The organism is Methylobacterium sp. FW306-05-D (assembly GCF_058782155.1).
Genome location: NZ_JBYSXL010000017.1, coordinates 1 through 15,586 on the forward strand (window position 1 = coordinate 1; position 15,586 = coordinate 15,586).

At 66.7% G+C, this 15,586-nt stretch carries 14 protein-coding genes and 1 tRNA gene; 12 read left to right on the top strand and 3 right to left on the bottom strand.

The window, feature by feature from the left end:
* On the bottom strand, nucleotides 1-791 hold a 791-nt coding region (locus AC3WLN_RS08565), incomplete at its 3' end, for a TPM domain-containing protein (protein ID WP_492480597.1).
* A 6-nt stretch (nucleotides 792-797) separates the two neighbouring features.
* On the bottom strand, nucleotides 798-1,436 hold the full coding sequence (locus AC3WLN_RS08570; protein WP_492480598.1) for a LemA family protein: 639 nt from the start codon (nucleotides 1,434-1,436) through the stop codon (nucleotides 798-800).
* 228 nt (nucleotides 1,437-1,664) lie between these two features.
* On the opposite strand from AC3WLN_RS08570, the gene AC3WLN_RS08575 reads away from it, so the two are divergent.
* The 7 genes from AC3WLN_RS08575 (at nucleotide 1,665) to AC3WLN_RS08605 (ending at nucleotide 9,550) form a co-directional block, all read left to right on the top strand.
* Nucleotides 1,665-1,982 (top strand): Rdx family protein, encoded by a 318-nt coding sequence (locus AC3WLN_RS08575; RefSeq protein WP_492480599.1) that lies wholly within the window; start codon nucleotides 1,665-1,667, stop codon nucleotides 1,980-1,982.
* A 23-nt stretch (nucleotides 1,983-2,005) separates the two neighbouring features.
* Nucleotides 2,006-4,204 (top strand): sensor histidine kinase, encoded by a 2,199-nt coding sequence (locus tag AC3WLN_RS08580; protein WP_492480600.1) that lies wholly within the window; start codon nucleotides 2,006-2,008, stop codon nucleotides 4,202-4,204.
* A gap of 554 nt (nucleotides 4,205-4,758) precedes the next feature.
* On the top strand, nucleotides 4,759-6,132 hold the full coding sequence (locus AC3WLN_RS08585; protein WP_492480601.1) for a methyl-accepting chemotaxis protein: 1,374 nt from the start codon (nucleotides 4,759-4,761) through the stop codon (nucleotides 6,130-6,132).
* A 106-nt stretch (nucleotides 6,133-6,238) separates the two neighbouring features.
* On the top strand, nucleotides 6,239-7,771 hold the full coding sequence (locus tag AC3WLN_RS08590) for a class I adenylate-forming enzyme family protein (RefSeq protein WP_492480602.1): 1,533 nt from the start codon (nucleotides 6,239-6,241) through the stop codon (nucleotides 7,769-7,771).
* 172 nt (nucleotides 7,772-7,943) lie between these two features.
* Nucleotides 7,944-8,035 (top strand) — tRNA-Ser (locus AC3WLN_RS08595).
* 250 nt (nucleotides 8,036-8,285) lie between these two features.
* Nucleotides 8,286-9,071 (top strand): DNA-binding protein, encoded by a 786-nt coding sequence (locus tag AC3WLN_RS08600; protein ID WP_492480603.1) that lies wholly within the window; start codon nucleotides 8,286-8,288, stop codon nucleotides 9,069-9,071.
* Nucleotides 9,072-9,229: 158 nt separating this feature from the next.
* Nucleotides 9,230-9,550, top strand: a complete 321-nt coding sequence (locus AC3WLN_RS08605; protein WP_492480652.1) for a GmrSD restriction endonuclease domain-containing protein — start codon at nucleotides 9,230-9,232, stop codon at nucleotides 9,548-9,550.
* Between the two features lie 96 nt (nucleotides 9,551-9,646).
* Here AC3WLN_RS08605 and AC3WLN_RS08610 read toward each other — a convergent pair whose 3' ends face one another.
* Complete coding sequence (locus AC3WLN_RS08610) at nucleotides 9,647-11,911, bottom strand: hypothetical protein (RefSeq protein ID WP_492480604.1); 2,265 nt, start codon at nucleotides 11,909-11,911, stop codon at nucleotides 9,647-9,649.
* 321 nt (nucleotides 11,912-12,232) lie between these two features.
* Between AC3WLN_RS08610 and AC3WLN_RS08615 the strand changes: the two genes are divergently transcribed.
* The 5 genes from AC3WLN_RS08615 (at nucleotide 12,233) to AC3WLN_RS08635 (ending at nucleotide 15,585) form a co-directional block, all read left to right on the top strand.
* Nucleotides 12,233-12,781, top strand: coding sequence for a metallophosphoesterase (locus AC3WLN_RS08615; RefSeq protein ID WP_492480605.1), 549 nt, complete (start codon nucleotides 12,233-12,235; stop codon nucleotides 12,779-12,781).
* Entirely contained in the window at nucleotides 12,778-13,578 is an 801-nt protein-coding gene (locus AC3WLN_RS08620) for a metallophosphoesterase (RefSeq protein ID WP_492480606.1), read from the top strand. Before AC3WLN_RS08615 ends, AC3WLN_RS08620 begins: the two co-directional genes overlap by 4 nt.
* 330 nt (nucleotides 13,579-13,908) lie before the next feature.
* Complete coding sequence (locus tag AC3WLN_RS08625) at nucleotides 13,909-14,790, top strand: STAS domain-containing protein (protein WP_492480607.1); 882 nt, start codon at nucleotides 13,909-13,911, stop codon at nucleotides 14,788-14,790.
* A gap of 5 nt (nucleotides 14,791-14,795) precedes the next feature.
* Nucleotides 14,796-15,200 (top strand): STAS domain-containing protein, encoded by a 405-nt coding sequence (locus AC3WLN_RS08630; RefSeq protein WP_492480608.1) that lies wholly within the window; start codon nucleotides 14,796-14,798, stop codon nucleotides 15,198-15,200.
* Nucleotides 15,181-15,585: an anti-sigma regulatory factor gene (locus tag AC3WLN_RS08635; RefSeq protein ID WP_492480609.1), complete on the top strand. Its 405-nt coding sequence runs from the start codon at nucleotides 15,181-15,183 to the stop codon at nucleotides 15,583-15,585. Before AC3WLN_RS08630 ends, AC3WLN_RS08635 begins: the two co-directional genes overlap by 20 nt.
* Nucleotide 15,586 lies beyond the last annotated feature (1 nt).

Here is a 15,586-nt window from a genome sequence, read left to right on the forward strand (position 1 = left end):
CCACCCGACGAGCCGCCGCCGCCCGAAAAGCCGCCGCCGGAGAAACCGCCGCCATCGAAGCCGCCCGAAACGCCGCCGCTCCAGCCGCCCGAGGACGGCCCGGGCAGGATGATGAAGCCGCCTCCCCCACCGCGACGGCCGCGGTTCATCCGGTAGACGACGAACAGGATGACGAAGAACAGGACGATGAAGATGATCACCTGCCCGGGATCGGCCTCGTCGCTGCGTACCTCCGCCTTGCGGTGCCACTCCTCGGCGTCGCCCGAGAGGATCGACAGCATGGCGTCGACGCCCGCATTGATGCCGCCGGCGTAATCGCCGGTCTTGAAGCGCGGCGTGATCGCCGTGGTAATGATCACCTTCGAGAGGGCGTCGGTCAGCGCGCCCTCGAGCCCGTAGCCGACCTCGATCCGAACCTTGCGCTCGTTCGGGGCGACGAGGAGCAGCGCCCCGTTGTTGGTCTCGGCCTGCCCGAGCTTCCAGGCGCGGAACAGGCGGTTGGCGTAGTCCTCCACCGTGCGGTCCTGCAGGCTCGGCACGGTCGCGACCACCACCTGGTCCGAGGTCTTGTCCTCGTAGGCCTTCAGCTTGGCCTCCAGCGACGTCCGATCCTCGGGCTTGAGGATGCCCGCGGCGTCGACGACCCGCCCGGTCAGGGAGGGAAAGGTCGGCTCGGCCGCGGCGGCCGGAACCACCGCGTGACCGAGGACGAGCCAGACCCCGAGGATCAGACGCTTCGCGAGATCCCGAACGGGATACGCCTCAACCCATCCCGGACGCGGACGGCCCATGGCGCTCTAGAACTTCACGTTCGGCGGGCGCTCGGCATTGGGCGTCGCCGTGAAGGTCTCCATCGGCTTCGCCTCGGGGTAGAACCAGGCCGCGATCCAGCGCCCGGGGATGGTACGGACCTCGGTGTTGTAGTCTTGGACGGCGGCGATGTAGTCGCGGCGCGCGACGGCGATCCGGTTCTCGGTGCCTTCGAGCTGCGATTGCAGGGCGAGGAAGTTCTGGTTCGACTTGATGTCGGGGTAGCGCTCCACCGTGACGAGCAGGCGACCGAGGGCGCCGGACAGCTGGTTCTGGGCGTCCTGGAATTCCTTGAACTTCTGCGGGTCGTTCACCGTGGAGGCATCGACCTTGACGCTGGAGGCCTTGGCCCGGGCCTCGGTGACGCCGATCAGGACGTCCTTCTCCTGCTGCGCGTAGCCCTTCACCGTCTCGACGAGATTGGGGATCAGGTCCGCCCGGCGCTGATACTGGTTCTGCACCTCGCTCCAGGAGGATTTCGCCCGCTCCTCCAGGGTTGGCACGCGGTTGATCGCACCACAGCCCGTCAGGGTCGTGCCGAGCGCAAGGGCGGCGACCGCGATCCGGACCCGGCCGAGCCAGGTCCTGACCGGCCCCGCCGCCGGGATGACGACACCTGAACGCATGCTTGGACTCCTCGGAAGCGGATCGCGGCCGCGGAACGGAAGTCCCGGCGACGCGGAGTGACACATAGGTACGCGTCGGCTGCGATAAAGGCGCACAGTGAAAAACGTGGCCGCACGCGAAACTGGCGAGACACGAATCGCGTCCGCTTCGCCGCCGCCAGGCGCCGCGCGTGCCGGTTGACGAGGTGCCGGTTGACAAGCCGTGAGCGATCGGTCGCTTTACCCGCCATGGACGAAACGCCCCGCCCATCGCCCGAGAAGCCGCGGGTTTCGATCACCTACTGCACGCAGTGCCAATGGCTTTTGCGGGCGGGATGGATGGCGCAGGAGCTTCTGTCGACCTTTCGGGACGATCTCGGCGAGGTCGCCCTGATTCCCGGCACAGGCGGCATCTTCGTGATCCAGTGCGGCCCCCACCTGATCTGGGATCGGACGCGCGACGGCGGCTTCCCCGACGTGAAGGTCCTCAAGCAGCGTGTCCGGGACCAGCTCGCGCCCGACCGCGACCTCGGCCATATCGATCGCGTGGGCGTCGATCGCCCATGAGCAACCCGCCTCACGATGAACCCATGGCCGCGCGCCGCCCGGGGCGTCGGTGGTGGAGGCCGAGATCACTCGCCTCCGCCTACGCCCATGTCCGCCAGCGCGGGTTCTCGACCCAGGTCTACCTGATCGCCCTGGTGATCGCGCTGATCGGACCGGGACTGATCTTCACGGCGATCCTCCTGGTACGCTATGCCGGAACGGAGCGGGCCCGGTTCGAACAGGACGCCCGCGAGAATGTCCGGGGCATCGCCCTGTCCGTCGATCGCGACACGGCCGGCCTCGTCTCCGTGTTGCAGACCCTCGCGACCTCGCCGCGGCTGAAGGACGGCGAGTTCGAGAATTTCGACGCTCAGGCCCGGCTCGTGCGCGACGCGGTCGGCCTCGACATCCTGCTGCGGCGACCGGACGGACAGCAGGTCGTGAACACGGCGGTGCCCCGCGGTGCGCCCCTGCCGCGCAGCGGTCTGCCGTTCGACCGGGAGATCGCCTCGGGTAACCAGCGCGCGGTGGTCTCCGGCTACGTCAAGGGCATGAAGCCGACGGACGCGACCTACGCCGTCGCCGTGCCGGTGCTCGGCGAGGCCGGCGTCCGGCACATCCTCAGCTTCACGGTACCGATCAGCCGCCTGGAGAGCCTCGTCGCCCGGGAAGCCGTCGAGGGGTGGACCACCGGCCTCTCCGATCGCGACGGGATCGTCCTGGCGCGGGTGCCGGACCCCGATACCGTCGTCGGCACGCCGCGCCTCGCGACCCTGCGCCAGCACCAGACCGCGACACCGAACGTCTGGGAGGGCAAGGATCGACGCCTGAAGCCGGTGACCGTCGTCGAGGCGCGTTCGCGTCTCACCGGCTGGACGGCGGCGGCGATCATCCCGCAGGCCCTTGTGGAGGCGCGTCTGCGCAACTGGATCTGGGCCTTCTGCGGCTTCGGGCTCCTGGTGCTGGCGACCTCGTCCATCCTCGCCGTGCACCTGTGGTCGCGGGTCTCGCGCCCCCTGCGCCGGCTCGCAGCGACCGGGCCGGCCCTCGCCCGCGGCGAGGTCATTCCCCGGATCACCTCGCCGATCCACGAGATCCGGCGGCTGGGCGACGTTCTGGCCGATGCCTCGCAGCGCCTGCGCCTGCGCAGCGACGAGCGCGACCGCGCCCTCGCCGAGACCGAGCGCGGCCTGAGCGCCCTGCGCGAGAGCGAGGCGCGCTTCCGGCACATGGCCGATTCCGCGCCGGCCCTGATCTGGATGACCGACGAGACGGCTCAGATCAGCTTCGCCAACATGCATTTCGACCACATGTTCGGTCTCCACACCTCGGCCGTGCTGGCCGGCGAGGATTGGCGACGCATCATCTTCGCGGAAGACTACGAGACCTTCGCGACGCGCTTCCGGGATGCCTTCGCGGCGCGGGTCCCGTTCCAGGCCGACGTGCGGGTGATCGACCAGGACGGAGTCGTGCGCTGGCTGCGCTGCGAGGGCGTCCCGCGCACAGACGATACCGGAAACTTCCTCGGCTATACCGGCTGCAACGTCGATATCACCGACGCCAAGCGGGCCGCCGAGCATCAGCAACTGCTCATCCACGAGCTCAATCATCGCGTGAAGAACACCCTAGCCACCGTGCAGTCCATTGCCGGCCAGTCCCTGCGCCGACTGGAAGGGCCGGAGGCCACCGCCGCCCGCGCCGCCTTCGAGGCGCGGCTGCTCGCCCTCGCGCGGGTGCACAACGTTCTCACCCGGGAGAGCTGGGACGGTGCCGAACTCGGAAACGTCGTCGCCGATGCCATCGCACCGCTGGATGCGACGGAGGGGCAGCGCTCCCGCTTCCTCGTATCCGGTCCCACCCTTCGCCTGCCGCCGCGCCTGGCTCTCTCGATCGCCATGGCGCTGCATGAGCTCGGCACCAATGCGGTGAAGTACGGCGCGCTCTCGCGGGAGGGCGGCACCGTCACGATCGCCTGGTCGGTGGAGCGACAGGCGGAGACCCGCCTGATCCTGCGCTGGAGCGAGGATGGCGGGCCGACGGTCGTCCCGCCGACCCGCACCGGCTTCGGTTCGCGTCTGATTGAGCGCAGCCTCGCCCGGGAGCTCGATGGCGAGGTTCAGCTTCTGTTCGCCGCGACCGGTGTCGTCTGCACCATCGAGGCACCCGTCCCCCCGCCGACCCTGCTGGAGCGCAAGGCCGATCTCATCGGACCGCGCGAAGTCGCCCTGTCACGCTCGGCCTGAGCGGCGATTCCGCCGCAGGTGCCGGCGAGCCGTGCTCAGCGCGGCTTCCGGTATACAACCTGGAGATGTCGCTGTGGCGAGCCTCCCGGGAGGGCCGGTTTTGGTCGCCGCTTGAGCGATTTCAGTTCAGCTTGGCAAAATTCCATCCTGCCCGAGGAACGACTGATCGAGGGCCCCTCCCCGAAGGCGGAGCGGTCGGATCGCGCGACTGTTCGGAAATAGACGTAAGCTCGGGCGCCTCTCCTGGCGCGCCGTCTTATGGGAAAATCGGCGCCGACGTCGGGAAACATTGCCCGCGATCTCGGCTGCCAGGATATTGAAGGCTAATGCTTCGGTTCAAGCCTTATAAATCTTTCCAGCTCGCGAACATCGCGCGACTAGAAGAAAACAAGCACCGATTGCGCGAACGCGGCTTCGTTGTTTTGCAGTGCAGCGAGTTTTGTCGGTGCCCAACTGAGAAGGCTTCAAATTTTGGCGCCGATGTTTGGCGCAATAAGGATACATTAATCGAAGACCGGTAGATCACAGCGTTACACCCTACAGGACCAACCGCGATGCTCGGCCTCCCCTTCGCTCGTTCCGCCACGAAGCAGCCCGCCGGCGACGCTGCGCCGGACGCCACGCGCACCGGCGACGAAGCGCGCCTCGTCCGGGCCGTCGAATCCCTGATGGCGAGTCAGAACATCGCGGGCGTCGACCTGCCCGAGGGACCGCTTCGCGGGGCGATCGAACGGCTGCATGCCGACCGCGAGGCCGATCTTCTGCGCAGCCTCGGCACCACCGCCGCCGTGGCGCGCGAAGCGTCCGAGGCCGCGACCAACACCGGCTGGATGACCTACGACGTCGGCGAGGTGGCGAGCGCGACCCAGACGATCGCCGGCGCCACCGAGGAGATGGCGGCCTCCGTGGCGGAGGTGGCGCAGACCTCCGAGACCGTGGTGACCGTGGCGCAGGATGCCCTCGCGGAGACTCAGGCTTGCATCCAGGACGCCCAGAAGGCGCGCACGGCGATGCACGAGATCGACGAACGGACCTCGCAGATCTCCGAGCGGGTCGTCGTTCTCGAGCGGGCCATCGCCCAGATCGAGGTGATGGCGACCACCATCGCGGCGATCTCGGCCCAGACCAACCTGCTGGCGCTCAACGCCACCATCGAGGCGGCGCGGGCCGGCGAGGCCGGTCGTGGATTCTCCGTGGTGGCCGCCGAGGTCAAGTCGCTCTCGGCCCAGACCGCGAAGTCCACCGGCGAGATCCGCGGGCTCCTGAGCACGCTCACCGCCGAGATGGGTGCGATCTCCGAGGCCGTGCACGAGAGCCGCAGCGCCGTCACCACCGGTCGGACCATCGTGGACCAGCTCGAGCACCGCATCGTCGAGACGAATGCCCGCATCGCCCAGGCGAGCGACCTCAACCAGGCGATCTCCCAGATGCTCGGCCAGCAGCGCGCGGCGACCTCCGAGATTTCCACCAGCGTCCAGAACATCGCCGCCAAGGCTGCCAAGACCCACGAGGAGATCGAGAAGATCACCAGCCGCCTGGTGCGCGCCGAGGCCACGGGCCAGACCGCCCTGAACGCCAACGCCCGCGACGTGCCGCTCTACGCCCTGGTGCGCCTGCCGGCCGATATCGGTGCCTGGAAGCGCAAGCTCGCCCGTGTGCTCGTCGGCATGGCGCAGCCGGACCCGTCGCTCGCGACCCTCTCGGGCCAGCCCGGCCGGAGCCTCAAGGCGGACCTCGCCGGCACGGCCCCCGCCACCCATCCGGCCTTCGCGCGCCTCGCGGCGGCCGAGACCAAGGCCTTCGCGGAGGCCGGTCGGATGCTGGAAGCCCTGAAGGTCAGTAACTGGGACATCGGAACGCCGGCCTATCAGGCCGCCGCCGAGGCGATGAAGGAGATGCTGACGGCCGCCCGGGAGATCACCGGCTGAGACGTCGGACCCGGGGACTGTCGCCGGAACGGTCGATCGCAGGCGGGCGCCCTTGTCGGGGCGTCCGCTTTCGGCTTCCCTGCGCGGGTCGCTCCGGAGCCTTCGCTTGACCGCATCCCCCGCCGCTGCCCCTGAGGCCTCCTTGTTCAACGGCGCGCGCTACTGCCTGGCCGAGAACGCACGCCTGCGTCCCGACAAGACGGCGTTGATTATGGCGGGGGCCGGCGACGACGTCCGGTCCCTGACCTTTGGCGAGGTCGACCGCGCGGTCCGCAGCATCGGTGCCGGGCTTCGGTCCCTCGGTCTCGAGCCCGGCTCTCGGGTGATGATCCGCATGGGCAACGAGGCCGACTACGTCCTCGTCTATTTCGCGGCCCTGGCGGCCGGCCTCGTTGCCCTCCCCTCCTCTCCGCAGCTGACCGAGCCCGAGGCCGCCTTCCTGATGGAGAATGCCGGTGCGTCGGTGGTGGTCGTCGGCGCCGGCCAGTCCATCGATCCGGCCGGGCTCGGCGGCCGCATCCTGCTTCGGTCCGAGGACATCACGGCCATGAAGGCCGGTCCGGGGCTCGCTAACTACGCCGACACCGGGGCCGACGATCCGGCCACGCTGGTCTACACCTCCGGCACGACCAGCCGGCCCAAGGGCGTGCTGCATGCCCACCGCGCCATCCGTGGGCGCCGGCCGATGCATGCGCACTGGCTCGGCCTGTCTGAGCACGACGTGATGCTCCATGCCGGCACGATGAACTGGACCTACACCCTCGGCGTCGGCATCACCGACCCCTGGGCCTGCGGCGCCACGGCCGTGCTCTACGACGGTCCGCGTGACCCGGCGGTCTGGCCGACCCTCATCGCCCGCCATCGGGCGACGCTGTTCGCCGCGGTGCCGAGCCTCTACCGACAGATCCTGAAATATGCCGATCTCGGCGCCGTCGATCTCGGCACTCTGCGCCACGGCGTGACGGCCGGCGAGGCCCTGCCGCCCGAACTTCTGGTGGCCTGGACGCGGGCGACCGGAAAACCCCTCTACGAAGCCCTCGGGATGAGCGAGTGCTCGACCTACGTGTCGAGCGGACCGACGATTCCGGTGCGCCCCGGCTCGCCCGGCAAGCCGCAGCCCGGACGCCGGGTGGCGATCCTGCCGACGGAGGGGCCGGCTGAGCCGCTGCCGCCCGGGCAAATCGGGCTTCTCGCGGTGCACCGCTCCGAGCCTGGCCTGATGCTGGGCTACTGGAACCGGCCCGACGAGGAGGCGGCGGTGATGCGCGGCGAGTGGTTCGTCGGTGGCGACCTCGCGAGCCTCGACGCCGACGGTTATCTCACCTTCCACGGCCGCAACGACGACCTCATGAACGCCCTGGGCTACCGGGTCTCGCCCAACGAGGTCGAGGGCGTCCTGATCGAACATCCCGGCGTCGCCGAGGTCGGCGTGGCGGAGATGCCGGTGCGGGCCGACCTCAGCGTCATCACCGCCTTCGTTGTGCCGAAGCCCGACGCCGTGCTGGAGGTCGACGACATCCTGGCGTGGTGCCTCGATCGGCTGGCCGCCTACAAGTGCCCGCGCGAGGTGCGTTTCCTCGAGGCGCTGCCACGCACCGCCAACGGGAAAGTCCAGCGCAAGCGCCTCGCCAGCGTCTGACGGCCGCGGCACCTTCGGGCGGTTCGCACAGAGATTTCGCGTCGCCGCATGCCTGTCATCCGTCGCGCCTGTGCCCCGGGCGGCACGCGGAGCGGGAAGGCGCCGATTTCCCGATGGCGACCCCAATCGTAGCTTGACCCGCCGGATGCGAAATTCTAGATCGACGGCCTGCGGAGACGTGGCCGAGCGGCTGAAGGCACTCGTTTGCTAAATGAGCATACCCCGAAAGGGGTATCGAGGGTTCGAATCCCTCCGTCTCCGCCATCTACCCCAAGCCGCTGTAAGCCATTGGCAAACAAGCGGCTTTTTCTTTGCCAAAAACTCATATGACCCCGATATGACCCCGAAAATCGGGGGTGTGGAAAACCTGGGCGTGGGCGGCTTCGCCGACCCCTGATACAGGACGCCAGCGCAATCCCGGGGTGAGTCGGGTCAGAACAGGCCGAGAAAGGTTGGAAGGGCTTCTTCAGGCTTGCGGTGCAGGATGGCTCAGACCAGCCGAGCCAGTTTTCAAATGATCCTCCAGCACCTCTTCGATGCCCTTGCCGACGACCTCGTCGCCGAAGGGACCAAGGTGACCTACGACACGGTCCAGGCCGCACTCCTCTCCAAGCGCGGTCATGGAGCGTCCGACCGGGATTTGCAGCAACCCTTCGCGGACTGGCGTCGGCGACGGCGATACAAGGGCCACTTGGCAACGCTCGATCTACCTGAGGAAATGGAGAAGGCGATTGCCGCCTTCGCCGCGACGGCGATGGGCATTGCCGAAGCCAGGGCTCAGGCCGCTCATCCGGTTTTGGTCAGCCAAAGCGGCGCCGGCGGGTTGCTGGAACAGATGCAACGGATTGTCTGTGGCTTGGAAAGGCAACTCGCCAGCCTTGCCGACGACAACAAAGTTCTGCGTGAGCAAATTATCGCCCTACAGCCAAAACCCGTGAACCTGGAGCCAATCGCTGATGTCGCGAAGGCTTCAAGCCCCAGTGGCGTGCGGTCGAGGAAATCCGGGGCAGCGTTGATCGCAGCGACTGCATTCTGGGACAAGGTGGTGGCTGACAGGGCCGCACAAATTCTCGTCCACGGGCGCCCCATGAGCGTCGATGAAATGCTCCTAGAAATATCACAAGACACGAAAGAGTTCGCTGCACTCGCCTTTCAGACTATCGACAAGAAAGCGCTCGACCATAAGATAAGACAGCGCATCGATGGCAGGAAGTACGGACTGTTTCGCCTGGGTGATGGGCGATACAGCGTGATACCGCTGGCTTCGGACTATCATCAGTCCAACGCTCTCGCCGCCTGATGACGCGGAGCTGAGCCAAGGCTTAGAGTACGGTATCAGGTAGAGGGTAGCGCTACCCCTTACCCTACCGCTGATAGGCGTATGCCTATAAATCCGATCAAAGAGCCGACGAGGAGGCGAGAGGTGAGTTCGGTGACAGAGCCGGCGACCCCGCGCTGATCCAGCGCCTCGGTAACCTGATGCTGGTTGAAGGCGCGGTGAACCGCGTGATCAAGGACGTGGCCTACGGAAAGAAGGCCCTCGTCTACCCAACGTCGCAATTTCTCCTGGCCCGCTGCCAGGCATCTCCGATGGCGGCTGGGGTCAACGACAAGATCACGCAAGCGGTCCAGCGCCTGAACCCGTCCCCCGTTTGGAACAAAGCTGCCATCGAGGCCCGGCAGAGGTGGATCGCGGAGGCGGCCGTCGAGGTCTGGGGGCTCGGCACGGCCCCGGGCGTGATCGACGGGTCGGGCGCGTCCGCGGCCTCAACGCCCTAAGTCTCCATGGCGGCATTGGGCGTCCCTCGCCGATGAGCCGCCTGGGCACTGGAGCGATGAACCTACAGAGGCTGCCCGCTACCTGGCGGGTTGCGTCTATCTGCCTTCGGAGGCCAGGGTCACGGCGAGCGGGTGTAGGAGAGCGATGGCCTGTTCACGCGCCCCCTCCTTCCATCCGACTCGGCCGTAGTCGATTTTCAGTGCCGCCTCATAGGCGTGTTCGTCCAGGTGGAGGGACTTCAAGCGCTTCCGAAGGCTTCGGCGTGCAGAGGTGTTGAGAATGTTCTCGAATCCGAACTTCGGTTTCTGCCGAGTTTCCTGGATCGTTTGGTAGACGCCGATCACGGCCATGACGGCGACGGCGCCGAAGACAGCATATTGGTTTGTCGCGATCCCGAGCGTGCTGCCTGCGAAGGCAACGAGGGCTAATCCCCATAGGACGAACAACAGCGTCCGCTCCAGTCGGCGTGTCCCCCGGTTGACGATTGCAATCGCCGCGTCGACGCGAGCGGCATCGCGCGCCCGGGCCGCGAATGCCTCGCTCCGGAGATGCTCTCGTTCCGCTTCGAGTTCGAGCAGCCGCTTGGCGTTCACCCGTAGGACGTTCTCCTTCTCGGCAAGCACTGACTCCGCCGCCGCCTGCTCCGCCAGAAGCTTAGCAGCGGCTTGCTCATCCAGTTTCTTCCTTTGCTGGCCATGCCGCTGGGCTTGCTGCCGAAATTTGAGGTCATACTCGTCATGCACCTCCTGGGCGGTGGCACGCCTCATCTCGTCGAGCAGCTTCTCGGCACTTTCCGCGGTGACGAGGGCTTCCACGTTCAAGGTCTCATCCATCAAACGTTGAACGCTGCGCTGATCGGCCAGCAGGAGCTCGTACTGGGCGGCCTTGTCTGGAGCGAACTCCCGCAGCTTGTCGTGGACGGCCCTCACCACCTCCCGTCGCGGGCGGAGCACCTGCTCGCAGGAGGCGATCAGGTGGCTTCGCGGGATTTCCCGACCTAGCTCGCCGCCAGCCCCGCTCAGGCCTGTCCTTAGCCATGCCGTGGTCGACACCTCGCGCTGGAGAATGACCGGCGGCACCTGCTGCGCATTGATCAGGCGGTTCTGGCGGCAGAAGTCGCGCGCGTAACGGACAAACATCGGGTTGGTGGTCACGAAGGCGAACTTGGACGCGAGAAGGTCGACACGCCGGGTGCCGGACCGAAGCCGCATGGTAAGGGCGGCACAGGTCGCATCGTGCTCGCGGGCATCGACCGAGCCGTGCTTCCAAGTGATACCGGCGAAGAAGTCTTCGTACGTGTCCTTGTCGAAGTGCCGCGCGCCGGCAGGGAAGTTGCCGAGCTCCAGGGGCCGAACAGTCACGCCGACCGAACCTAACGCACGTTCTGGATTGTTTAGTACGGACCGGACGAAGTCCTCGTTGATCTCGCCCTTGCGCATCGCGTCATGGGTCGGCCCGTGCCGGTCCGGAAGCGAGTTCGCCAGCATGCTGGAAAGGTTGCGGGTCATCTCCTCGCAACTAACCGGGAACACGATGAATGAGCAGCCTAGCGCCCGAAGGGACTCTACGACATTGGCGATGTCCCTTTGGGCCTCGGCGCCGGATAGGCCCACGAGGTTCAGGGCGACCGGCGCGTCGAGGATCAGCGTTAGGTCGGATCGCGCGGCCGGTCCGGTCGGCTTGATGAAATCCTGCACCACCTCCGTGAGCAGCGCGATGGAGGCCAGCCGCGCAAGATGCGGCACGAACTCCGGCTTCTCCTTAACGAGGTGCTTCACGAACCGCGCGCAGAGATACCGGGTCTCCGGCGTCAGCGGCTTGCCGCCCTCGTCCAACTGATCGAGGAAGGAGCGGCGGTCGAGGTCCAGCTTCATCCGCTCGACCTGCTCAACGAAGGCGCGCTCCGTGTAGGCGTCGAGCGAAATGAGGAAGCGGATCAATGCATCCTTGAGTTCGTCTCGGTCGAGGTTGAATTGGAATAGGTCGGTGACCTTCGGTGGGAAATCCTCGAACTCGTTCGTAACTCGTTCCAGGATGGTCGCGATCTCGATCTCGCCATCGTCCTGCCGGGGACCGGGCTCGAACTCGACGACCAGGATGTTGCGGGCTGCTCGCTTCAGATAGCCCTTCGATAGCAGGCGGCCGGCGAACTGCTCGGCGACATCACGGTTGAAGCGCCACCCGTATAACCGCTGCACGCCAAGCGCGAGTAACCCGGGGTCGAACACCTTGCCGTGCATCAGCCCAAGGACGGGCTCCATGAACGGGATGAGGGCATCGACAACGTCACCGCCATTGTCTGCCTTCAACCCTGAGAGGGCCGCGTAGACGCGTAGGGCATGGCGCGTGACAATCGTCATTTGGAAAAGATCAGCTCCTAGGCGCCCAAGTGTCGAGCCAGCAGCTTAGCTGGCCAGAGGTGCTTCGTCGCCTACCTGGAGTTGACCGAGGCTTCCAACCAAAAGCTATATCAAAGGGGTTTTCGAGCGAGTTTTTCGAAGCTTCCGCGGTCGTGATCGCCTTCGCTGTGGATCCGCATTTCCGACCTTGCCTATCGGAACCGGCCAGGTCACCTTCGCCGCCCTTAAAGGAGCCCTCCGATGATACGCGCGCACCGCCACCCGACCGACTGATCCCGGAGTGCCGACACGTGCGGAAACCTCCGATTCTGAGAGGCTTCCGTGACCCAATTCTTTATCGCCGACACCCATTTCGGCCACGCCAGCATCCTCTCCAACAGGATGCTGCCCCCCCGACCGTTCGCCTCCATCGAGGAGCACGACGAGACCCTGGTCGCCAACTGGAACGCCGTCGTGCGCCCCGAGGACACCGTCTGGCACCTCGGCGACTTCTGCTACCGCTGCCCGGAGGCGCGCGCCCGAAGCGTATTTCGCCGTCTCATCGGAAACCGGAGGCTCGTGCGAGGCAACCACGATAAGATCGCCTCGCGGCTGCCTTGGGACGGACCCGTCGTCGACGTCATCAGGGTCGTCGTCGAGAACGCTGACGGCAGCACCACCGGGGTCTGGTGCTCCCACTACGCCCATCGTGTCTGGCCGCGCCAGCACTACGGCGACCTCCACCTCTACGGACATTCGCACGGCAGCCTGCACGGCACGGCGACCAGCACTGACGTCGGCGTCGACTGCTTCGGCTTCAGGCCGGTGACCCTGGGCGAGATCCGCTTGCGCCTCGCCGAGAACGCCATGGCCGCGGGAAGCGAGCGATGACCGCCCCCCAACGACTCTGGATCTTCTCGGACCTACACCAGGACTGCCCCGAGAACGCCTGGGACCCCACCGCCCACACGCCGGCCGGCGGCTTCGACGTGGCCGTGGTCGCGGGCGACGTCCACATGCCGCTCTTGCGGGCCCTGGACTGGCTCGGCGAGCGCCTGCCGGGCGTCCCCGTCGTCTACGTGCCCGGCAACCACGACTTCTGGTGGGACCGCGGCGAGGAGCGCTACACGATCCACGACCAGATTTCGCGAGGACGCGACCGGGCCGCCGCGCTCGGGATAACGCTCCTACTGGACGATGCGGTAGCGCTCGGCGGTACCCGCTACCTCGGCGGCACGCTCTGGACCGACTTCCGGCTCGGGTCCTTCAGCCTGACGCATGGCATGCGCAGCGCCCAGGGCCGGGATGGTATGGTCGACTACCGCCGCATCCGCACCGGGCGGAGCTCAAGGCATCGGATCGAGCCGGGGGACGTCCTGGCGATGCACCGGCGAACGCGCGCGTTCCTCGATGCCGAACTCTCCCAAGCCCATGACGGCCCCACCGTGGTCGTGACCCACCACGCGCCGCACCAGGACAGCCTGCCGTCGGTTCACGCGCACCTTGCCTGGTGCGACGCCTCCGACCTGTCGGACATCATCGAGGGGCACGGGCCGGACCTGTGGGTGCACGGGCACGTCCACCGGCATTCTGACTACCGGATCGGCCAGACCCGCATCGTCTGCAACCCACAAGGCCATATGGACGAGGATACCGGATTTATCCCCGGCATGGTCACCGTGGTCTGACGCCCGCTCGGAGCCGAAGCCGAACTGTCGGCAATCGGACGGCGAAGCCCCTCGGCCAAGATCCCAATCGGCGATGTCAGCGTCATGGGCGCGGCACCGGCCGTGTGTGGACGGCGACGGCTCGGCTCGATCACGCCGATTAGCTGATCTGGCGCCGCTACGGATCGTCTATGGATTGCGAAGACGCCCTGAGAGGAGCCTTTTTGGACTTTGATGATCGAGCGACGGAGGTTTTTTCTCTAGAAAGATCAGCACGTAATCGGGTTTCATACCGTTCTTCGTTGAGCTACAGCGTTTGGCAACGAGACAAAAACTTTTCCGAGGACTGCCATGGCGACCGACGGTACCGAGGTCTTGGTCAGGACCGTCACGCACGAGGAAGCCGCGATCCTCGAAGCCTGGATCGGGTTCCTCAAGGCTGGGACCTCCCTGCATACGGGCCGCATCCGCGAGGCCGAACTCCAGACCCAGGCGCGGACGGTACTCGGCCAACTCCGCGAGGCCCTGGCGGCGGGCGGCACGGACACCGACACGGATGCCTATGCCCCGCTGCGCGAGACCCTGACGGACGTGTCGCGTTCGCGCGCGCTGCAAGGGTTCACCCCGACCGATACGGCCAACTTCGTCCTGTCCCTCAAGGAACCGATCTTCGATGGCTTGAAGCGGGTCTGCACGGACGACGTCGCCGAGGCAGCGGCCGGGATGTGGTCGGCGAGCAAGGTGCTCGACCAGCTCGGCCTGCACACCATGGAGGTGTACCTCGCAAGCCGTGAGGAGGTGATCGGACGCCAAAGCCAGGAGATCGCCGAACTCTCGACCCCGGTGGTCAAGCTCTGGCACGGCATCCTGGCGCTGCCGCTGATCGGCACCCTCGACAGCGCACGCACCGGCGTTGTGATGGAGAACCTCCTCCAGGCCATCGTCGACGAGGAGGCGGAGATCGCCATCATCGACATCACTGGCGTCCCGACGGTCGACACCCTTGTGGCACAACACCTCCTGAAGACGGTGGCCGCCGCCCGCCTGATGGGTGCCGACTGCATCGTCTCCGGCATCCGGCCGCAGATCGCGCAGACGATGGTGCACCTTGGGGTCGAGCTCAACGTCGTCTCGAAGTCGACCCTCGCGGATGCCTTTGCCCTCGCCCTCAAGCGCACCGGACGCGTCGTGACACGCGTGAAGCCGCCCGCCGCCATCGAAGGGGCGCGCTGAGACCCATGGACCGCATCCCGATCCTCAAGATTGGCGGCGCGCTGGTCGTCACCATCCAGGTCGACATGCACGACCGCCTCGCCCTCGCCCTGGAGGAGGATCTCACGGCGATGATCGCGCGCCACGGTGCAAGGGGCGTGCTGATCGAGATCTCGGCGCTCGAAATCGTCGATTCCTTCATCGGACGCATGCTCGTGAACATCGCCGCGGTCTCACGCATCCTGGATGCCGAGACCGTCGTGGTCGGCATGCGTCCGGCGGTTGCCATCACGCTGGTCGAGCTCGGGCTTGAACTCACCGGTATCCGAACGGCCTTGAACGTCGAACGTGGCATGGCCCTGATCCAGGCCCGTTTCTCCGAGGACGATGGCGACGGCCTCGGGAGCGACCGTGCCGGTCACGAAGACTGAGACCCTTCCCATTCGTTCGGGCGACGACGTCGTGCGCGTACGGCAGCGGGTCCGCGCGCTCGCCGTCGAGATTGGACTGGGCCTCGTCGACCAGACGAAGATCATCACCGCGGCCAGCGAACTCGCCCGCAACACGCTCGATTACGGCGGCGGAGGGGACGTCCGTGCGGAGATCGAGCAGGTCGGCACCCGCAAGGGGCTGCGTCTGACCTTCGAGGACCAGGGGCCGGGCATTCCGGACATCGAGAAGGCGCTCACCGACCACTACACGACGGGCGGCGGCCTTGGCCTGGGGTTGGGCGGTGCCAAGCGCCTCTCGAACGAGTTCGACATCGCATCGACGCCCGGGGTCGGGACCCGTGTCACCATCGCGCGCTGGAAGTGAA